Here is an 18,819-nt window from a genome sequence, read left to right on the forward strand (position 1 = left end):
ACCATGATGAAATATAGAAAACTTGGGAATACGAATCTAGAAATCTCTACTCTAAGTTATCGGGCCTCATCATTAGGAAAGAGAGGGATCAGTCAGTTATGAAAATAGACGCACATCAACATTTTTGGATTTATAACGAAAACGAATATAGCTGGATTAGTGAAGACATGTCTGAATTACAACGTGACTTTTTACCAGAAGATCTTGAAGGACTGTTACAATCTCTTGATTTTAATGGAGCGATTGCTGTTCAAGCTAGACAAACATTAGAGGAAACAAGTTGGCTTTTAAAACTAGCACAAAAATATGATTGTATCAAGGGAGTTGTTGGCTGGGTTGACCTCTGTTCGCCTGATGTAACAGAACAATTGAAACATTTCACAGATAATCCTTATCTTAAAGGAATTCGTCATGTCATCCATGATGAAGTAGATGATCAATTTTTGTTAAGAGAAGATTTTCAGAGAGGCATCAGTGAACTAAACGATTTTGACCTCACCTATGATCTACTGCTTTTTCCAGTGCATATCCCTTATGCCATCGAGCTTGTAGAAACATTCCCGAAACAGCAATTTGTATTGGATCATATCGGCAAGCCTGATATAAAGAATAAAGTGATTTCGCCATGGAAGGAAGATCTTACAAAACTAGCAGAACACCAGAACGTCTATGTGAAACTATCCGGCATGGTGACTGAGGCCAATTTGAAGAATTGGAGAAAAGAGAACTTTGAAGCATATTTAGACGTAGTATTTAAAGCCTTTGGACCAAACAGAATCATGATAGGCTCTGATTGGCCCGTTTGTACTGTTAGTAATCGCTATGAAACGGTCATGGAAATTGTCTTGGATTATGTTAAGCGATTTGCTCCAGAATCGGAGAATCTGATCCTTGGTGAGAACTGTGCAAAATTTTATTCGATAAAATAAGAAAGGTGAGAAGCCATCGGTTTGAGAAGGTAGTAGTTCTATTCTATAAGTTGGGTGCAAATAAACAAGAGTGATCCTTTTATAAAATAAAAAATAACGGAAAAATAGATTTTTAAATGAAAATAATAAAATAATCTGTTTTCCTACATAATGAGAAGGTATTTATACAATAAGTGTAAAATAATAAACTATGAAAGTAATAGATATCTTAATTTTTAATAGAGAATAAGGAGATTAGATAATGGCGAAAAAAATTTTATTAATAGGGGATAGTATTACAGATTGTGGAAGACGAGAAGATCAAGAGGGTCTAGGATATGGGTATGTAAGAATTTTACATGATTACTTGGTGACAACGTATCCATATGCTGACTATCAAATTGTGAATACAGGAATAGGCGGAGATAGAGTCACTGACCTCGCTGCAAGATGGCAAACAGATGTCATTGATCATCAACCAGATTATGTTTCGATTTCAATAGGAATAAATGATGTATGGAGACAGCTTGACCGTCCTGAAATAGAGCAAGTAACTTCAGAGACATTTCACCAAGTTTACGTAAAATTGTTAACTCAAGTAAAAGAAGAAACCAACGCACAAATTGTATTAATGGAACCAACAATTATTGAGGAAGATACAGAATCCACAGGAAATAAGATGTTAAAAGACTATGTGGAGATCATAACTAATCTTGCACAACAATTCGATGCAACAATCGTGCCTACGCATCAAGTATTTATCAAGTATTTACAAGCTGAAAACAATTATAAGCTCACGACAGACGGCGTTCACATGAATTCCGCGGGAAACATGTTAATGGCAACTACTTGGCTTAGAGCGTGTGAAGAACGACTAAAATAAGATTATAGGGATAAGAGGCTGGCTCATAAAAGGGTCAGCTTCTTTTTTATGTTTTCCTGAACCTAAAAAGGAATGAGCAATATTCAGCGAAATAATGATTTCCTCAACAATGGGCATAGAAAACGCTAAGGCTGTATGGTGGAATTTTAGTAAAATTAAATATTTTTTCAAAAAATTGTAAATTAATCAAACAATTTTAGCATATATACCGTCTTATAAAGTGTATTCACAACTAAGGGGGGAACAGAGTTGATTAAAAAATGGTTTTATCTATTTGTATTGGCAATTCTGATGTTTTGTAGTATAGGGATATCTTCTGGTTCTGCAGCAGGTAGCAAATTTATTATCATTAATAAGTCAAACAACCAACTTGCTTATTATGAAAATAATCAACTAACTAAAGTGTTTAAAGTCGGGACAGGGAGGAGTCAATCCTTAACACCAGAGGGAAAATTTAAAATTGTAAACAAGATAAAGAATCGACCTTACTACACTGATGGCATTCCAGGTGGTGACCCACGTAATCCGCTTGGTAATAGATGGCTTGGAATAAATGCAAGGGGAACATGGGGCACGACTTATGCAATTCATGGTAACAACAACCCTAATTCAATTGGTGGTTATGTGAGTAGCGGTTGTGTACGGATGTATGATAACGAGGTGGAATGGCTGTTCAATCAAGTGCCTGTCAATACACCTGTTATAATCACAACTTCAGGGAAATCATTTGATTCAATAGCGGTTTCTTACGGATATAAAGTAACTGAAAGCTCAGTTCCAGTTACTGTAAATGGAACCGCTCTCAAAAAAGGGAACAGGGGACCTGCTGTTGAAGAGCTTCAGCGGAAGCTTACTTCTCTAGGGTTTAGTACAAAAGGGATAGATGGTGTATTTGGTCAAAATACAGAATCTGCAGTCCGCTCATTTCAAAAGGCTCGACGTCTTACTGTAGATGGCGTAGTCGGTCCAGCAACAAGAAAAGCACTTGGAGGAACAACAGTGACAAAGCCAACATCTCCTTCTTCACCATCAAATGGGTCAGACCTAGCCAAAAGTGGCATCCTTAAAAAAGGAAGCAAAGGTGCTTCTGTAAAAGAACTTCAACGTATCCTTACTGCTAAAGGGTACAATACAAAAGGGGTGGACGGAATTTTTGGTTCAAACACGGATCAAGCAGTCCGTAAATTCCAAAAGGCACGTGGTCTAGCAGTAGATGGAATTGTTGGACCGAACACTAAAAAAGAACTTAGATAATCTTACACAATTACTCGTTTCACCTTTATCCTCATGGAAAGGAAACTATTTCCCATGAGGATTTTTTCACCTTTTAATGAACTAAGGCAAATTATCAATCATCTTTTTTTTCTGTACTCAGAAGGGGTCATCGACGTAAGTTTCTTAAATGTCCGAAAAAAATGGGGCATACTCGTAAATCCACATTGCTCAGCCACAGTTGAAATTTTCTCATTATAACTACTTAGTAGATCTTTTGCTAATAATATCCGCTTCATTGTAATATAATCGGTAACATTAATGCCAATCAACTGTTTAAAGACACGGCTAAAATGAGCGGCTGAAACGGAAAAGCGTCTTGATAGAGAATTCAAATCTAAACTAGTATCTAAATGTTGATCAATATAAATTAATGCCTCTTTAAACCATTTTGGTCCGAAGGAAGACTGCTTTTCTATTCCTGTTTTCCAAGTAAGGCAATTTCGATTAAGGTGAAGCATAGTCACGTGCAACCATAATAGGATCGCATTCACTTGATCTGGGCTTTCTGTCTCCACTTCATGCATAAGGGTATCAATGTAGTCATTTAATTTAGTTTGGTGATTATGCTCTAACGTATATTTATAATTCTTTCCTTTTTTTGATTCACCAAAAATCTTCAAATATAAAAAACCATTACCAAAAGTAGAATGATTAAGTAGGGCAGGACTAAAGAAGATAGCAGTAGAAGTAAGGGAATGATCCTTATCAGGTATGGTACGGTGAATCGTATTACTTGGAATGATGATTAGATCATTTTTTTGTATGTCATAAAAAGTTTGATCTATGAAAAAGGTTCCTTTTCCTTCATGAATCATCACAATTTCTAACCATTCATGTGTATGTTCTGGAAGCTCATCTTGAAGATCTTTCGTTTGTTTATAGACGATATGAAATGGGAAAGATTTTTTAGATTCAAATTGTTTACGAATTGGTAACATTTATTCAACCACCTCACTTAATCTCTCCTTTCTATAATATCAAAATATGTTACAAAGAAGTCAATTCAGGCAATTTTTATAACAATTAACAGGTGATAGAATGAAAAAAAGCAAGTTTGAAAGGAAGATAAAAGAATGGAAACAAAAGAGAAAACGTTTGGTGCAGGTGTTTCATGTATTGTCATGAATCAGAATGATAACGTTGTCACATTGCTGCGCTCGATTAATAAGGGTGAGGTATTAACATTTCAAATTGAAGATCAAACATGTACATTAACAGCTAAAGAGGATGTTGCTTTCGGTCATAAACTGGCACTTAATCAAATTAAAATTGGTGATACAATCCTGAAATATGGAGAGTCTATTGGCATCGCTACAACCACTATTGAAGAAGGTGAGCATGTTCATGTACACAATCTTATCGGTGTTCGCGGTCGAGGTGACCAATAATTTTAGAAAGAGGAGTGAGAAAAAATGACAATGATCAAAGGATATCGCAGACCAGATGGAAAAGTAGGGATTCGGAATCATTTGCTGCTTTTACCAACAGTGGTGTGTGCAAATCAAGTAGTTAATCGAATTCAACAGCAGGTACCAGGATCGGTAGCTATTCCACATCAGCATGGCTGCAGCCAAGTAGGTGATGATAAAGAGCGGACACACAAGGTTCTTGTTGGGATGGGGAAAAATCCAAATGTTGGTGCTGTCCTAGTTGTAAGCTTAGGCTGTGAGGTCATGAATGCTGAACAAATACGTGACGAAATTGCTGAGACGGGAAAACCAGTGATTTGGATTGATATTCAAGATGAAGGTGGCTCGGTCAATACAATTAAAAAAGGAACAGAAATAGCAAAAGAACTTGAACAAAAAATTGCAAGTATTCCATATGAAAATATTTCACTTTCAGAGCTAATTGTTGGTGTTAAATGCGGTGGTTCTGATGCAACATCAGGTTTATGCAGTAATCCTGCCTTAGGAAGAACGTCAGACATGATTATTGATAAAGGCGGAAGCATAGTGATGGGTGAAACGACTGAGATCATTGGAGCAGAACACATCCTAGCTGAAAAGGCAGTAAATGAAGAAGTGACGAAAAAATTATATGATTCGATTGCGAAATTTGAAACAGAGATCGAACGAATGGGTGTTGACATGCGAGGTAGTAACCCTAGTCCCGGAAATATTGAGGGGGGATTATCTAGCATTGAGGAGAAATCATTGGGGTGTATAAGTAAAGCTGGCACAGCACCATTACAAGGTGTCGTTGACTTTGCGAGTGAAATACCTGGAAAAGGCTTTTATTTTATGGACTCGCCCGGAAATGATATTGAATGTGTCACAGGAATGGCAGCAGCAGGCATTCAGCTCGTTTGTTTTACTACAGGCCGTGGAACGCCGACTGGAAATCCAATTGTACCTGTTATTAAAATTTCTGGAAACGAGGTTATGGCAAAGCGCATGGCTGACAATATTGATGTTGATACAAGTCCTGTATTGCAAGGAAAAGAGTCTCTTCAACAAGCTGGGGAACGGATATTTAAAGAAATTGTCAGTGTCGCATCTGGAGAACTTACAAAAGCAGAGATTCTTGGTCATCAAGAATTTAGTATTAGTCGAATAGGAATTAGTCTGTAGGAAAAAGGAGGACATTTAGTGAAGCGCTTACTTAATAAAATTGCGTTAGTTACAGGTGGAAACCGTGGAATCGGTGAAGCTATTGTTTTGCGACTTGCTGAAGAGGGGGCAGATGTCGCAATTAATTTTAACTCTGTCCGTTCAAGAGAACAAGCTGAAGAGGTTAGGAAAAAGGTAGAGGGGATTGGTAGAAGAGCAATTGTAATTAAAGCCGACGTTGGCAATAAACAAGATGTAGAAGCAATGATCAAGGCAGTAGAGGAACAGCTTGGAGAAATTGAAATTCTGGTTAATAATGCTGGAATTGCTCCTTTTGAGCCTTTTATGCAAGTAACAGAAGAAACATGGGACCGTACCTTTAATACAAATGTGAAGGCTATTTTTCTAACATCCCAATTAGCGGCCAAGCGAATGATTCCCAAGCGCAATGGAAAAATAATTAACATTTTATCCACTGCCAGCCTCATGGTTACGAGTCCAGTAATTCCTCATTATCAAGCCTCAAAAGCAGCAGGACATATGTTAACTAAAGGATTGGCTATCGAGCTTGGAAGATACAACATTAATGTAAATGCAGTAGGACCAAGTACAGTTGATACAGATATGTGTACTGATTTTCTAGCAGATCCGGAAATACGAAGCAAGGAAATTGAAGCAAATCCGATGAAACGGCTAGGAACTGCAAAGCAAATAGGGGATGCAGTTGTGTTTTTAGCATCAAATGAAGCAGAACAAATCAATGGTCATTTAATGATGGTTGACGGCGGATTAACAGTTAAAGCAGCACAACCAGAGGATCATATGGAACATTAACAGACAAAGGGAGGGGATATAAGAATATGAGATTGAGAGATAAAGTAATTCTAATTACGGGTGCAGGGTCTGGAATTGGGAAATGTACAGCTTTATTGTTTGCGAAAGAAGGAGCATCAATCATTGTTAATGACTTAAATGTTGAAAGCGGGACGAACACCGTAGCTGAAATTAGCGAAGCAAATGGTGAAGCCTATTTCATTCAAGCTGATGTTACTGATGCAAGCTCTGTTAAAGCAATGGTTGATAAAGCGATAAATAGATATGGGAAGATCGATGTTTTGTTTAATAATGCTGGTATTAGCGGTGTAGGCAAGCTTCATGAGGTTGATCTAGATGCCTGGAATAAAACATTGAATGTTAATATTAATGGTGTGATGCTGCCAAGTAAATATGTTATTCCTCATATGATGGAACAAAACAAGGGTTCGATCATTAATATGTCTTCATGTATTGCTGAAATGGGACTAGCTGACCGTGCCTCCTATTCAACGACAAAAGGAGCGATTTTAGCCTTAACTAAATCGATGCAGGTGGACTATGCTGCCTATAATATTCGAGTAAATGCTATTTTGCCAGGAACCATTCTAACGCCTTTTGTAGAGCATTATTTAAAACAATCGTATGAAAATCCTGAGGAAGCGATTGAAAAGATTAAAACCCGCCAGTTAAGTGGGGATTTAGGAAGACCTGAAGATGTGGCCTATGCAGCCCTTTTCCTAGCATCTGATGAATCAAGGTTTATGATGGGCTCTCCGCTTTATATTGATGGTGGCGTTGTATTTGGTAAGGATGCGTAAAAACGAAAGAGGAGGATTTTTCTATGAAACTATTAACATTTATAAAAGAAGGAAAGCAAGCATTGGGAGTAAAAATTGACAATGGTATTATCGATCTTGAAGCAGCATTAAATGAAAAACCAAATGCTCAAATTCAAACAAATATCATGGAAATCATCGCTGGCGGGAAGGAAACCATTTCTGTACTCGAAGATTATCTTTCTACACTTCCAACATCAAATGAAGCATCATATCTAAAAACTGAAGAAGAAGTCCAATGGGGACCTTGTGTCACACAACCAAATAAAATCATTTGTGTCGGATTAAATTACCGCAAGCATGCGGATGAAACAAATGCTCCATATCCAGAAGTACCGATCTTATTTAATAAATTTAATAATACTTTGACAGGTCATAAAAGTGAAATTGCTGTACCAAAAGTAACGAAACAATTAGATTACGAAGTAGAGCTAGGTGTCGTTATTGGGAAAAAAGCAAAATATGTAAGCAAAGAAGAGGCGTTGGAACATGTATTTGGCTATTGTACGGTAAATGATTTATCAGCACGTGATTTACAATTAAAAACTCCTCAATGGTTACTCGGAAAGACATGTGATGATTTCAGCCCGATGGGACCATATTTAGTAACAGCTGATGAAGTTGGAAATCCTAATGATCTCCAATTAAAAACGTATGTAAATGGCGAAGTACGTCAAGATTCAAATACATCAGATATGATCTTTTACGTAGATCAAATCGTTAGTTACATCTCTCAGCATATGACGCTTACACCGGGAGATGTTATCTTAACAGGGACTCCAGAAGGTGTTGTATTAGGTTACCCAGATGAAAAGCAAGTGTACATACATCCTGGAGATGAAGTTACTGTTGAAATTGAAAAATTAGGTTCGTTAACCAATATCTTTATTGAAGAAAAATAATCGATTGTAGGTTGATAATATGTTAAAAGGGATCCCACCAATCTTGTCTCCAGATTTATTAAAAATTCTTACTGAAATGGGACATGGTGATGAAATTGTTTTAGCAGATGGTAACTTTCCAGCAGCAAGCCATGCGCAAAGATTAATTCGAGCAGATGGACATTCTATTCCCGATTTACTTAAGGCGATCCTAACGTTATTTCCACTTGATTCGTATGTCGAACAGCCGATCACACTAATGGCAGTTGAGCCAGGTGATGGTGGAGAACCAGTTATCTGGCAACAGTATCAGCAGATTGCTAATGAAAAAGAAGGAAAGCCTATCTCAATTGACATGATCGATCGTTTTTCTTTTTATGAAAGAGCGAAAGAGACGTATGCGATTGTTGCTACTGGAGAAAGGGCACTTTACGCAAATGTCATCTTGAAGAAGGGAGTTATTGGATAGTTGAAACAATCATCACTTACAGAGACAAACATGAACTCGGGAATGTGAAAGTTCCACAATATGGAGCATATTTCTGTAAGGTAATGGAATCTACTTTCCCGATTGGTGGCATGCTTTATAGTGCTGTGTTTAAAATTGACTATAGTAATACATGGATGATATTGTAAAAAATGGGAGGTGATAAATAGATGGGACTAAAAGCAGCTCAAATTTATGTTAATTTACCAGTTAAAGATCTTAATAAATCAGTTGAGTTTTTCACAAAAGTAGGTTTTGAGTTTAATCCTCAATTTACCGATGAAAATGCTACGTGTATGGTCGTAAGCGAAAACATTTTTGTTATGCTGTTGGTAGAAGAATTTTTTAAAACCTTTACGAAAAAAGACATTGCTGATGCTACGAAGAGTACAGAGGTTATTGTAGCGTTTTCTGCTAATAGCAAAGAAATGGTTGATGAGATTGTACATAAGGCTTTAGCAGCTGGAGGGATGCCTTCAAATGAACCAGTCGACCACGGCTTTATGTATGGATGGAGTTTTCAGGATATTGACGGTCATTTGTGGGAACTTATGTACATGGATGAAAGTGCAGGCAATCAAGATTGAGAAGGAACGTTTTGAGTTAAATATTAGACGGTAACCTCCTTGCACTATGGGAGGTTTTTTTGTGTAAACAACAGCTTGTAATATACTATTTTCTATAATAATATCTATGGGTTGTAAATAGTGAGAGCGATGGGAGCTTTTGATTGTGGAGAAAGTTAAATGATTTTTGGATCCTGGAATTGAAGCTGGTTTAGAAGGTGTCCGTTGAGTAGAGAATTGTGTGCGCTCGGCTGATGAATGATGATCTTCACCACATAAAAGATTCGGTTAAGCTATAATTTATATTAACGGATAAACACCAATCCAATATTGCTAGTTATTGAAATAGGAGGGACTAAAAAAGTGAATACAGAAAATAAGCCAACAATTTATTGGACATTGCTTCATCATAAAGATTGGAATATTTATCTAGCCGCCACATCGCAAGGACTTTGCTACGTAGGGTCGCAGAATATGCCAGTCGATGAATTAATAGTATGGGCTGAGAAGCATTTTCCAGGAAGACGGCTTACTCAAGATCATGAAAGGCTTAAGCCTTATGTGAATGAACTAATTGAGTATTTTGAAGGGGAACGGAAAAGCTTTACTGTACCATTTGATTACCATGGGACAGAATTTCAAATGGCCGTATGGAAGGCACTTTGTGAGATTCCATATGGGGAAACTATTGTCTATTCAGATATAGCAAATACAATCAATAAACCAGCTGCAGTACGTGCAGTCGGAGCGGCAATTGGAGCGAATCCAGTGTTAATTTCAATCCCTTGTCATCGTGTTGTTGGAAAAAATGGAAAACTTACCGGCTATCGTGGTGGATTAGAAATGAAGACAAAGCTCCTTGAGTTGGAGCGGTAACGTTATGTAAAGTTAATTGTCCTATGAAATTTCAAATGCTGAAGAGGATGATGATTTATGAGCAATAAAACAAACGCAATGAGAATGCTAGATAAGCAAAAAATAGTTTATGACATTTTGACCTATGATGTAGGCGATGGAATGATAAATGGAATTGCTGTTGCTGAGAAAATAAACAGATCACAGGAAGTGGTCTTTAAAACCTTAGTTGCTTACCGAGAAAAAAGTTTGTATGTCTTTGTCATTCCTGTAGCTGAGGAGCTTGATCTAAAAAAAGCCGCAAAAGCAGCAGGTGAAAAAAAGCTAGAAATGCTTCCAGTAAAAGAGCTTCAAAAATGGACGGGATATATTCGTGGAGGTTGTTCTCCTGTAGGTATGAAAAAGAACTATTCAACGTTTATCGATCGTCATGCCAACGGTTTAAAAAAGATCGTTGTAAGTGCCGGTAAGATAGGTATGCAGATCGAAATTGAGCCTCAGTTGCTTGCAAAATGTGTTGCAGCGAAGTTTCTAGAATTAACAAAATGAGACCTATCTGTTTAAACTACTCCCAAAAGTTCCAAAACTATGTAATCCATCAGAAATTATGATAATCTTAAAATATTATTGAAAGGAGTGGTTGGTTGTGGACAAGTTAGTTCCAGAAATAACGCTTAATGATGGTGTTACTTTGCCGGTTATCGGTTTGGGTACATATTCACTTAAGGGGAATCAAGGTGCGAATGCTATCCAAAGTGCTATTGATGATAAAGGATATCGACTAATTGATTCAGCCTATAATTATGAAAACGAAGGCACTGTAGGTGAAGCTGTTAGACGTAGTTCGGTTCCGAGAGAAGAATTAAGAGTTACATCCAAATTACCTGGACGCTACCAGCAGTATGAAAAAGCTGTTACTACCATTCAAGAATCCTTATATCGTGCAAATCTAGATTATTATGATTTATATCTCATTCATTGGCCTAACCCTATACAAGATCATTATGTGGAAGCTTGGCATGCATTAATTGACGCTAAAAAGCAGGGCCTTATTCGTTCGATTGGTGTTTGTAATTTTTTGCCTGAACATATTGAGCGTTTAGAAAAGGAAACAGGCGTTAAGCCGAGTTTAAACCAAATCGAATTACATCCATTTTTTAATCAAGCAGAGCAAAGAAAATGGCATGAACAGAATAATATTAAGACACAATCCTGGAGTCCGTTAGCTCGAGCTAAGGAAGTCTTACAAAATAGTACTCTTCAACAAATTGCCAACGACCATAACAAATCTATATCACAGGTTATTTTGCGTTGGCATTATCAACTAGGGGCCATTGTCATTCCTAAATCTTCATCTCCTACTAGACAACTTGAAAATATATCAATTTTTGACTTTTCCCTAGATGAAGCAGAAATGAGCCTTATTTCACAGTTAACTCGACATGACGGCAGAATTAACAATCAAGACCCTGCTATATATGAAGAATTTTAGGTTGTTAGATTTTATTAAAGTTTCTTAAAGAGAAAGCTCTTCAACAATCGGGAACGTATCTTAGAATTAATAAATCCTAATCTCTCACGTAAGATAGTGAGAGATTAGGATTTTTAGAATATACAAACTTAGCGCCTTACTCGATTGTTTTATGATGAAACAGCTGACGATACTCTGTAGGGGTCTTACCTTCCTGTTCTAAAAATCGTTTATTAAAATAACTAATACTCGGATAGCCAGCCTTTAAAGCAATTTCCTTTATCGTCATCTCTTTATTGTCTAACAACCATTGCTTACTCATCTGTAGTCGGCATAACGTAATAAATGCCATTGGTGTCATTTGTGTAGCGCGTTTGAATAATCGGCAAAAATAATAGGTGCTCACACCAGCTTGTTCCGCCCAGTAATCCAATTCAAATGGTTCACATGCTTTTCTCTGCATTAATGGCAGTAGAGGGTGAATGCGATCATCTAACTCTTGTCTTCTATCAGAAGTTCTGGGCACTGTACTTGTAATGAACTCCATCAAAAACGTGTAAGTTAGAGTTGATAATCGAGACAAATGTAAAAAACTATTCTTTTCTGCTTCGATGAGAAGTTGCTCGTGGGCTTCCTCTAATGGTCGAATATGTTGAACATTCCAAAGTGAATACCGATGAAAACCTCTTTCAGATAAAAATTGATTTAGGATACTCCCGTAAAAATGAACCCAACGAATATCCCAAGGATCATTTTTGCTGCTATAATACCGCTGTTCCTGCATCGGAAAATATAAAAAGGCGTCTCCACGTTTTAACGAAAATTGCTTTCCTTCGATCTCAACAAATCCAGATCCTGATAAAACAAAATGAATACTAAAATTATTTAGTGTGCCTACTTTTCGATCTACCTCATGTTCAGGTGAGTCCCTATACCATCCAATTGATTCGGGAAGGACCATATATTCATGGTCATTTAGTGTTGGTAATAAGTATTGTCTAAGCATTAGTTATCACTCTTTCACAGCAATATTCTTTTATATATAGAGCAATAAGATTCTATTTTTATTTTAATACGAGTCTTATATAATGACAATATAGTATTAAGTTAACAAAAAGGAGAGGAACGGAATGGAGAAGATTCGTTGGGGAATTATTGGATGTGCAGGTATCGCAAAAAGAGCTGTTATACCTGGTATTCAACAATCTGAAACAGGGGTAGTCTCTGCAATTGCAAGTCGTGGCCTAGACAAAGCAAAGCAAACTGCAGAAGAATTGAATATTCCAACTGCTTATGGGAGTTATGAGGAGTTACTAGCTGATCCAAATATTGATGGCGTTTACATTCCGCTACCAAACCACTTACATAAAGAATGGGCGATTCGTGCAGCAGAAGCAGGAAAACATGTATTATGTGAAAAACCTTTAGCAATCAATGCAAGTGAAGCGGAGGAAATGGTTGAAGCTTGTGAGAAAGCTGGCGTTGTATTTGCTGAAGCATTTATGTATCGTTATCACCCTCGTTACACAATGATTCAGGACATTATCAAATCAGGTGAAATCGGTGAGCTGCGTGGCATCCATGGAAACTTTACCTTTAACAATGCGAAAGACATGGCGAATGTTCGTTATAAGCAAGAATGGGGCGGTGGTTCATTATATGATGTTGGTGTTTACCCAATAAGTGCAGCGCGAATGCTGTTGGATCAAGAACCACAAGCTGCTACTGTCCATGCTTTATTTTCTGAAGAGCATGACAATGTAGACATGATGGCATCGGGAATACTTGAGTTTGATAAAGGTGTGGCACTAACCTTTGATTGTGGAATGTGGGCTGCGTTTAGAAATAATCTTGAGATTCTTGGCACAGAAGGCCGAATTGAAGTTCCTTCAGCATTTGTTGTTAATCAGGACGAAACAGACAATATTTATGTGGTTACGAATGACGGACGTAGAGAAGTAGAAGTCCCACGTTTGAATCAATATGCTTTACAAGCGGATGCATTGGGAAGAAGTATTCGAACTGGTGAGCCGCTTCCTTTTCCAGCAACAGATGCGATCCATAATATGAAGGTTCTTGATGCTTGTTTAACATCGGCGAAAGAACGCCGTCGTGTAGAAATATAATTTCAGGAGGTATGCATTATGAAGACGATTATGATTCCAGGCTTAGCAAAGCCAGTAACAACCTTAATTCAAGGTTCAGACTATTTTAGACCAAGTGTATATGATAAGGTTTGTAGTGTATTAGATCGGTATTTTGCGATAGGTGGAAACACTATCGACACCGCACATATTTACTGTGGTGGTGAAAGTGAAGTTGCAATCGGTCAATGGATGAAAGATCGCAATAATCGCGAAGATGTCGTAATCCTTACAAAAGGTGCACATCATGATCAAAACGGTCCTCGTGTAAATCCTGAGGCAATTTCTAAAGATTTATTTGAAAGCCTAGAACGCCTTGGAACCGATTATATCGATTTATATGCACTACATCGTGATGATCCTTCAGTATCAGTTAGCGTTATTATCGATGCGTTAAATGAACATATCAAAGCGGGACGTATCAATGCAATAGGTGGATCAAACTGGACTGTACAACGATTACAAGAAGCAAATGAATATGCTGCTGCAAACGGATTAATTGGCTTTACCTTCAGTAGTCCAAATCTTAGCTTAGCGAAGGCAAAAGAACCATTCTGGGCTGGCTGTGTTTCTGCTGATGCATCTGATTGTGCATGGCATGAAGAACATCAGCTCCCAATTCTCTCCTGGTCTTCTCAAGCAAGAGGTTTCTTTACAGGCCGATTTACGCCAGAGGACCGTAGCAATGAAGATCTTGTCCGTGTTTTCTACAGTGATGAAAACTGGGAACGACTTCGCCGTGCTGAACAATTAGCAAAAGAAAAGGGTGTTAGCACAATTCAAATCGCTCTTGCTTATGTGCTTAATCAACCGTTTCCAACTTGTGCCCTCATTGGTGCTCAAAACGAAGAAGAATTACTATCTTGTGAAGAAGGATCCAATATAGTCTTGACGCCAGAAGAATTGAACTGGTTAGAACACGTTGAAAAAAGTGTACGTTAGGTAGTTTGCAATTAAAAAGAATCTGGTGTTTTCCTCTTTTAGGGGTAGCACCTGATTCTTTTTTTTTTTTGGCTCTTTTCTAAAAGATTGTTGTTTTTGAACAAAACTGATTAGGGTGATTGGAACGGATATGCGAGACTCCTGTGGGAGTAGCGGGACAGATGAGACCCCGCAGGCGCTTCGCGCTGAGGAGGCTCATCGCCCGCCCCACGGAAAGCGAGCATCCTGGAGTGCCAATCAACCAACCCAATACTATTTTAAAAGCAACAAAGTTTGCGAAAACAGCCTTTTTTTTAGGTGAACCTAGTAATTGTATGACCTATATAGGTTTACTTCTTTAAAAAATTATTAAGGCGAAAACACCTTAGTTTTGTACAAATCTAAATGAGTTTCGTCTATGTTTTTACAAATTTACCTCTTTTATAATAATCATGTAGCTTCAACTAACGATTAGAGGAGGCAATATGGGATGGAAAGACAAAGTAAACCACTTTTATTAACAGATGAAGAGATGAGAAAGTTTATTACAGAAGGATTTCTAATTTTAAAAACCGATTTTTCTAAGGGGTTTCATGAAAAGTTAAATGATCAATTATTGAATGTTTACGAAGAAGAAGGTAATCCTGGAAATAATTTATTACCTAGAGTAACTGAGCTTCAAAGAGTATTTGAACATCCAGTAATTACTGGTGCACTAACAAGTGTACTTGGGCCTGATTACATGCTACATGCACATCGACATGGACATTATAATGCTTCTGAAGTAGCTGGTGAATGGCATAAAGATAGCTATTGGGGATATAATCGCATGAGAAATCACCATCCATGGTGGGCGATGATCATGTATTTTCCACAGGATACACCAGCGGAATTAGGGCCAACGGGAATTCTGCCTGGTACGCAGAATTATGATTCGCGTGTATTTGAGGCTGACGAATTGGACCAAGAGGTAAAAGCCTGTGGTGAAGCAGGAACGTTTGCCTTAATTCATTATGATATTTGGCATCGTGCAACACCAAATACACTAGGAAATCCTCGCTTTATGCTGAAGTTTGAATTTATGCGTACTCAAGCTCCGACAAAGCCAAGCTGGAACAATGCAGAAAGTGAGTGGAAGCTTCCCGAATCAACAAGCCCTTTATTTGCACAGCATGAGGTGATGTGGGAAGAAACATGGAATTGGTTAACTGGTAAAATTGGCAGCATGTCAGAGAAAGCAACGAACGATTCGAATTTTATAGAAAATAAGCTTAATGCTTTAGAGGATGACTATGAGCCGGTAGCACTGAATGCAGCATATGAACTTGCATGCTGTGGGAAGTATGGCGTGCAAAACCTTTTATCAGCACTGCATCACGAAAAAGCTAATGTTTCTCGACTTGCAGCATATGGGTTATCAATTGCAGGAAAAGATGCGATACCAGGTTTAATTATTGCATTGAATAGTAGCCGTACGTCCACGGTGATACGTGCTATTTTTGCCCTAAGTGAACATAGACATTTGGCTGCAGAAGCTGTTCCTGCTTTAACTCAATTAGTAGAGCACCCTTCTGTCATTATACGCAGATCTGTTACTGAAGCACTTGGTATGATTGCTACTCCAGCTAACGAAATTGTCGCTGGGTTAACAAAATGTTTACAAGACCCAGACGCCCAAACTCGCTTTATGGCTGGGCTTTCATTAGCTCGAATCGGTGCTCCTGCTGATTCAGCAGTACCTCAATTGGAAGTCGCATTACAGGATGAAAATAGATATGTCCGTGCACATGCGGCAGAAGCACTTCGATATATAGGAACAGAACAAGCAAACAAAGCTCTGATCACATTTTTATTTAATTCAAGATGGTGTCCGACTACCACACCTGCGAATACGTTTTATCCTTGATCAGTTTAGGTGTTGGCTAGAGGTTTATCTAAGATTTTTCGCCAAATTTCGAAAAGAAGTTGGCGAGAATCCAGTTAGTTCCTTAAACAATCGAGAAAAATAGGATATTTCCATTCCAAGCGAGTCTGAAATGTTAGAAACAGTAAGCTCACTGATAATTAATAACTCTTTGGCTTTCTCAATACGTCTTCGATTCATGTACTGTATGGGAGAATAGCCAGTGAATTGTTTGAAAACTGAAATGAAATAATTTGGATGGAAATTAGCTATTAATGCTAAATCTTCTACTGATAAATTTCCATCCAAATGTTCTTCTATATATGTAAGAATGATATCCATTTTATTAAAAGAAGGAGATGTATCCACTTTTAATTGAATGTGATCACTTCTTTCAATAAACAACGCAATAATTTCCAATAATATTGAATGAACCCGGAAATGGCTTGATAACTTGTCACTTTGCCAATTGGAAATAAGTTGCTCGAATTTTTCCTTCAGTTCAAAATCATCTAGTTTACTAAATACCGGTGTTTTCATCAGTTGAAATAAATCAAAATCCCCGATCTTAGCAGTGAAATGACACCAATATTTACCGAATGTATTTTTGCTGATTGTTCCATAAGATTGTACAGAACTTGAAGGGAGGAGATAAAGTTCACCAGGTTTAGGATAGTACGTTTCATCATTCACTTTGACAAATCCCTCACCTTCCATTATGTAATAGAACTTATTAAAATCAGTAGTGTATCGATCTTCATTCCAAGTGATAGGGACTTTCGTATAAGCCGCAATTGTAACGTCCAACTGCACATTCGCAAGATACTTCCCCAAAAGCCTTCCTTTATGAGTTTCCATATTATCTATCCCTCGCTTTCGATTATCCTTTGTTGAATAGAAAAAGAGGACGACTCATTTCGTTTGAGCCATCCTCGTCATCGTTTAGAACATCATTGTTGGGTATATACTAAGTTGCTTGATTAGAAAAAGGATATCCTAACTGAAAAATATGTCAGAAAGCGTTTTCATAAATAACACCTTTAAATTTAATTTTTAAGGTTGAATTACTGTCTTTCTTTAAATGATTCTTTATATCCTTAATACGATTCACGGCATCCGTCATACCTGATGCTGCTATTTTATGTTCTCTTGTTTCATTACCTGTATCTATTAAAAAGACAAACTGTTTCATGATGATTTCTCCTTAGATGTTTAATTATGTTTTGTTAATCCTATTATAAAATAAATCTATCAATTTGTGAAAGCGTTTTTTTAAAATAATTGTGTACATAGTGTGAAAGTGTTTTCATAATGCTTTTAACAAGATAAGTGAGTGAGAAAACTACATTTCGATCTACTAAAAAAGTTCTCCTTATAAACATAAGAAGAACCTTTGTCATTGATTAAAAAAGATAAACTGCGAATGCAATAACAACAGCAATTCCAAGAATAATATAAATCCAAGAAAGGCGAGAGATGTTTCCTTTTGTCGCATTGTCGTAGTTATGATCACCTTTACCACCTAAAAAGACAGTTCCAACAAGAGCTAATAAACCGATAATAATGACTAATATAATGGCTATATTCATGGTATTCCCCCCAAGAAAAAGATGTTTGATATAAGATATATGTTTGTTCCTACTAATAATAACCGATTAATAATTACGTCTTGAAATTTAGCTTATCATTCTAACTACATATTATATTAGTCTATTGTAAATTTCTATACTTCAATTGGGTAAGGCCAATAAACTCTCTAAACAATTGAATAAAGTATGACGAATGTCAAAAAATAAAAATCAATTGATAATAAGGTCGAACAGGTGACATGCTTCTATTTTTCGTCTGCTATTAAATAGATAATCGGTTATATGGATGCCTAGCTAAATCATGTTAAGATAATGGAAAATACAAAGGAGGAAATTACCTTGCCACATATCGTATTTCGCGGAATAAACATTCAACAATTAAAAAACATCAGTAAACCACTACTAGAAGAACTTGCAGACATTTGTGAATGTGGGACAGATAATTTCACATTCGAGCTACCAAGCTCTGTGTTTGTATTTAATGGTGAAGAAACCGAAGCATTCCCGCTTATTGAAGTGAAGTGGTTTGAGCGTGGACAACAGATCCGTAATCTATTTGCCCAAGCAGTAACAAACTATCTTCTCGAATTAGGGTTACCTGAAGTAGAGGTTGTCTTTACTGCATATTCTGAAGAAGCGTACTATACTAATGGAAAGCACTGTGCAGAATAAATGGACTGACAAGAAGCACTTGACTCATGAAATGGCCCATCGTTATTGTTGTTTGTTGTT

General features: G+C 37.2%; 22 protein-coding genes. 17 read left to right on the forward strand and 5 right to left on the reverse strand.

The features are described 5' to 3' along the window. Positions 1-98 precede the first annotated feature (98 nt). From HUW50_RS16165 to HUW50_RS16175, 3 genes are all read left to right on the forward strand, one after another. Positions 99-929: an amidohydrolase family protein gene (locus HUW50_RS16165; protein WP_066325053.1), complete on the forward strand. Its 831-nt coding sequence runs from the start codon at positions 99-101 to the stop codon at positions 927-929. 241 nt (positions 930-1,170) lie between these two features. Continuing rightward, positions 1,171-1,791: an SGNH/GDSL hydrolase family protein gene (locus HUW50_RS16170; RefSeq protein ID WP_066325061.1), complete on the forward strand. Its 621-nt coding sequence runs from the start codon at positions 1,171-1,173 to the stop codon at positions 1,789-1,791. A gap of 249 nt (positions 1,792-2,040) precedes the next feature. Beyond that, complete coding sequence (locus HUW50_RS16175; RefSeq protein WP_232328949.1) at positions 2,041-3,045, forward strand: L,D-transpeptidase family protein; 1,005 nt, start codon at positions 2,041-2,043, stop codon at positions 3,043-3,045. Positions 3,046-3,143: 98 nt separating this feature from the next. On the opposite strand, the gene HUW50_RS16180 is transcribed toward HUW50_RS16175, so the two are convergent. Beyond that, positions 3,144-4,004 carry an AraC family transcriptional regulator gene (locus HUW50_RS16180; protein WP_066325064.1) on the reverse strand — a complete coding sequence of 287 codons (861 nt, stop codon included), beginning with the start codon at positions 4,002-4,004 and terminating at the stop codon, positions 3,144-3,146. Positions 4,005-4,139: 135 nt separating this feature from the next. On the opposite strand from HUW50_RS16180, the gene HUW50_RS16185 reads away from it, so the two are divergent. The 10 genes from HUW50_RS16185 to HUW50_RS16230 all read left to right on the forward strand — a co-directional run bounded on the left by HUW50_RS16185 (position 4,140) and on the right by HUW50_RS16230 (position 11,551). Continuing rightward, positions 4,140-4,454, forward strand: a complete 315-nt coding sequence (locus HUW50_RS16185) for a UxaA family hydrolase (RefSeq protein ID WP_066325067.1) — start codon at positions 4,140-4,142, stop codon at positions 4,452-4,454. A 24-nt stretch (positions 4,455-4,478) separates the two neighbouring features. After that, positions 4,479-5,639: a UxaA family hydrolase gene (locus tag HUW50_RS16190; RefSeq protein ID WP_066325069.1), complete on the forward strand. Its 1,161-nt coding sequence runs from the start codon at positions 4,479-4,481 to the stop codon at positions 5,637-5,639. An 18-nt stretch (positions 5,640-5,657) separates the two neighbouring features. After that, entirely contained in the window at positions 5,658-6,452 is a 795-nt protein-coding gene (locus tag HUW50_RS16195; RefSeq protein ID WP_066325071.1) for an SDR family NAD(P)-dependent oxidoreductase, read from the forward strand. A 26-nt stretch (positions 6,453-6,478) separates the two neighbouring features. After that, complete coding sequence (locus HUW50_RS16200; RefSeq protein ID WP_066325073.1) at positions 6,479-7,252, forward strand: SDR family NAD(P)-dependent oxidoreductase; 774 nt, start codon at positions 6,479-6,481, stop codon at positions 7,250-7,252. Positions 7,253-7,275: 23 nt separating this feature from the next. Beyond that, positions 7,276-8,172: a fumarylacetoacetate hydrolase family protein gene (locus HUW50_RS16205; protein WP_066325077.1), complete on the forward strand. Its 897-nt coding sequence runs from the start codon at positions 7,276-7,278 to the stop codon at positions 8,170-8,172. A 19-nt stretch (positions 8,173-8,191) separates the two neighbouring features. Continuing rightward, on the forward strand, positions 8,192-8,620 hold the full coding sequence (fucU, locus tag HUW50_RS16210; RefSeq protein ID WP_066325081.1) for an L-fucose mutarotase: 429 nt from the start codon (positions 8,192-8,194) through the stop codon (positions 8,618-8,620). 188 nt (positions 8,621-8,808) lie between these two features. Next, entirely contained in the window at positions 8,809-9,225 is a 417-nt protein-coding gene (locus HUW50_RS16215) for a VOC family protein (RefSeq protein ID WP_066325084.1), read from the forward strand. Between the two features lie 342 nt (positions 9,226-9,567). After that, the gene (locus tag HUW50_RS16220) at positions 9,568-10,080 is read left to right on the forward strand and encodes a methylated-DNA--[protein]-cysteine S-methyltransferase (protein WP_066325085.1); all 513 of its coding nucleotides are present in this window, start codon (positions 9,568-9,570) and stop codon (positions 10,078-10,080) included. A 57-nt stretch (positions 10,081-10,137) separates the two neighbouring features. After that, a complete protein-coding gene (gene ybaK, locus HUW50_RS16225) occupies positions 10,138-10,608 on the forward strand; it encodes a Cys-tRNA(Pro) deacylase (protein WP_185653039.1) in 471 nt (156 codons plus the stop codon). Between the two features lie 97 nt (positions 10,609-10,705). After that, positions 10,706-11,551 carry an aldo/keto reductase gene (locus HUW50_RS16230; protein WP_066325091.1) on the forward strand — a complete coding sequence of 282 codons (846 nt, stop codon included), beginning with the start codon at positions 10,706-10,708 and terminating at the stop codon, positions 11,549-11,551. A gap of 136 nt (positions 11,552-11,687) precedes the next feature. On the opposite strand, the gene HUW50_RS16235 is transcribed toward HUW50_RS16230, so the two are convergent. Next, a complete protein-coding gene (locus tag HUW50_RS16235; RefSeq protein ID WP_066325093.1) occupies positions 11,688-12,536 on the reverse strand; it encodes an AraC family transcriptional regulator in 849 nt (282 codons plus the stop codon). Positions 12,537-12,660: 124 nt separating this feature from the next. Here HUW50_RS16235 and HUW50_RS16240 point away from each other — a divergent pair, with 124 nt between their 5' ends. From HUW50_RS16240 to HUW50_RS16250, 3 genes are all read left to right on the forward strand, one after another. Then, the gene (locus HUW50_RS16240; RefSeq protein WP_066325095.1) at positions 12,661-13,656 is read left to right on the forward strand and encodes a Gfo/Idh/MocA family protein; all 996 of its coding nucleotides are present in this window, start codon (positions 12,661-12,663) and stop codon (positions 13,654-13,656) included. 18 nt (positions 13,657-13,674) lie between these two features. Beyond that, positions 13,675-14,616, forward strand: a complete 942-nt coding sequence (locus HUW50_RS16245) for an aldo/keto reductase (protein WP_185653040.1) — start codon at positions 13,675-13,677, stop codon at positions 14,614-14,616. A 469-nt stretch (positions 14,617-15,085) separates the two neighbouring features. After that, on the forward strand, positions 15,086-16,501 hold the full coding sequence (locus HUW50_RS16250) for a HEAT repeat domain-containing protein (RefSeq protein ID WP_066325102.1): 1,416 nt from the start codon (positions 15,086-15,088) through the stop codon (positions 16,499-16,501). A gap of 24 nt (positions 16,502-16,525) precedes the next feature. Here the strand turns inward: HUW50_RS16250 and HUW50_RS16255 are convergent, their stop codons facing one another. From HUW50_RS16255 to HUW50_RS16265, 3 genes are all read right to left on the reverse strand, one after another. Next, positions 16,526-17,356: an AraC family transcriptional regulator gene (locus tag HUW50_RS16255; protein ID WP_185653041.1), complete on the reverse strand. Its 831-nt coding sequence runs from the start codon at positions 17,354-17,356 to the stop codon at positions 16,526-16,528. 154 nt (positions 17,357-17,510) lie between these two features. Beyond that, on the reverse strand, positions 17,511-17,690 hold the full coding sequence (locus HUW50_RS16260) for a hypothetical protein (RefSeq protein ID WP_066325107.1): 180 nt from the start codon (positions 17,688-17,690) through the stop codon (positions 17,511-17,513). Between the two features lie 211 nt (positions 17,691-17,901). After that, positions 17,902-18,087 carry a hypothetical protein gene (locus HUW50_RS16265; protein ID WP_066325110.1) on the reverse strand — a complete coding sequence of 62 codons (186 nt, stop codon included), beginning with the start codon at positions 18,085-18,087 and terminating at the stop codon, positions 17,902-17,904. 339 nt (positions 18,088-18,426) lie between these two features. Here HUW50_RS16265 and HUW50_RS16270 point away from each other — a divergent pair, with 339 nt between their 5' ends. Then, positions 18,427-18,759 (forward strand): DUF1904 family protein, encoded by a 333-nt coding sequence (locus HUW50_RS16270; protein ID WP_185653042.1) that lies wholly within the window; start codon positions 18,427-18,429, stop codon positions 18,757-18,759. The last annotated feature ends 60 nt before the right edge of the window (positions 18,760-18,819 follow it).

It is taken from the genome of Metabacillus sp. KUDC1714, assembly GCF_014217835.1.
Classification (GTDB): Bacteria; Bacillota; Bacilli; order Bacillales; family Bacillaceae; genus Metabacillus; species Metabacillus rhizosphaerae.

Coding starts and splice junctions, on each gene's coding strand:
- HUW50_RS16245 (WP_185653040.1), top strand. CDS start 13,675: ATGAAGACGATTATGATTCCAGGCTTAGCAAAGCCAGTAACAACCTTA.
- HUW50_RS16190 (WP_066325069.1), top strand. CDS start 4,479: ATGACAATGATCAAAGGATATCGCAGACCAGATGGAAAAGTAGGGATT.
- HUW50_RS16250 (WP_066325102.1), top strand. CDS start 15,086: ATGGAAAGACAAAGTAAACCACTTTTATTAACAGATGAAGAGATGAGA.
- ybaK (WP_185653039.1), top strand. CDS start 10,138: ATGAGCAATAAAACAAACGCAATGAGAATGCTAGATAAGCAAAAAATA.
- HUW50_RS16200 (WP_066325073.1), top strand. CDS start 6,479: ATGAGATTGAGAGATAAAGTAATTCTAATTACGGGTGCAGGGTCTGGA.
- HUW50_RS16215 (WP_066325084.1), top strand. CDS start 8,809: ATGGGACTAAAAGCAGCTCAAATTTATGTTAATTTACCAGTTAAAGAT.
- HUW50_RS16240 (WP_066325095.1), top strand. CDS start 12,661: ATGGAGAAGATTCGTTGGGGAATTATTGGATGTGCAGGTATCGCAAAA.
- HUW50_RS16165 (WP_066325053.1), top strand. CDS start 99: ATGAAAATAGACGCACATCAACATTTTTGGATTTATAACGAAAACGAA.
- HUW50_RS16185 (WP_066325067.1), top strand. CDS start 4,140: ATGGAAACAAAAGAGAAAACGTTTGGTGCAGGTGTTTCATGTATTGTC.
- fucU (WP_066325081.1), top strand. CDS start 8,192: ATGTTAAAAGGGATCCCACCAATCTTGTCTCCAGATTTATTAAAAATT.
- HUW50_RS16180 (WP_066325064.1), bottom strand. CDS start 4,004: ATGTTACCAATTCGTAAACAATTTGAATCTAAAAAATCTTTCCCATTT.
- HUW50_RS16255 (WP_185653041.1), bottom strand. CDS start 17,356: ATGGAAACTCATAAAGGAAGGCTTTTGGGGAAGTATCTTGCGAATGTG.
- HUW50_RS16170 (WP_066325061.1), top strand. CDS start 1,171: ATGGCGAAAAAAATTTTATTAATAGGGGATAGTATTACAGATTGTGGA.
- HUW50_RS16205 (WP_066325077.1), top strand. CDS start 7,276: ATGAAACTATTAACATTTATAAAAGAAGGAAAGCAAGCATTGGGAGTA.
- HUW50_RS16260 (WP_066325107.1), bottom strand. CDS start 17,690: ATGAAACAGTTTGTCTTTTTAATAGATACAGGTAATGAAACAAGAGAA.
- HUW50_RS16235 (WP_066325093.1), bottom strand. CDS start 12,536: ATGCTTAGACAATACTTATTACCAACACTAAATGACCATGAATATATG.
- HUW50_RS16265 (WP_066325110.1), bottom strand. CDS start 18,087: ATGAATATAGCCATTATATTAGTCATTATTATCGGTTTATTAGCTCTT.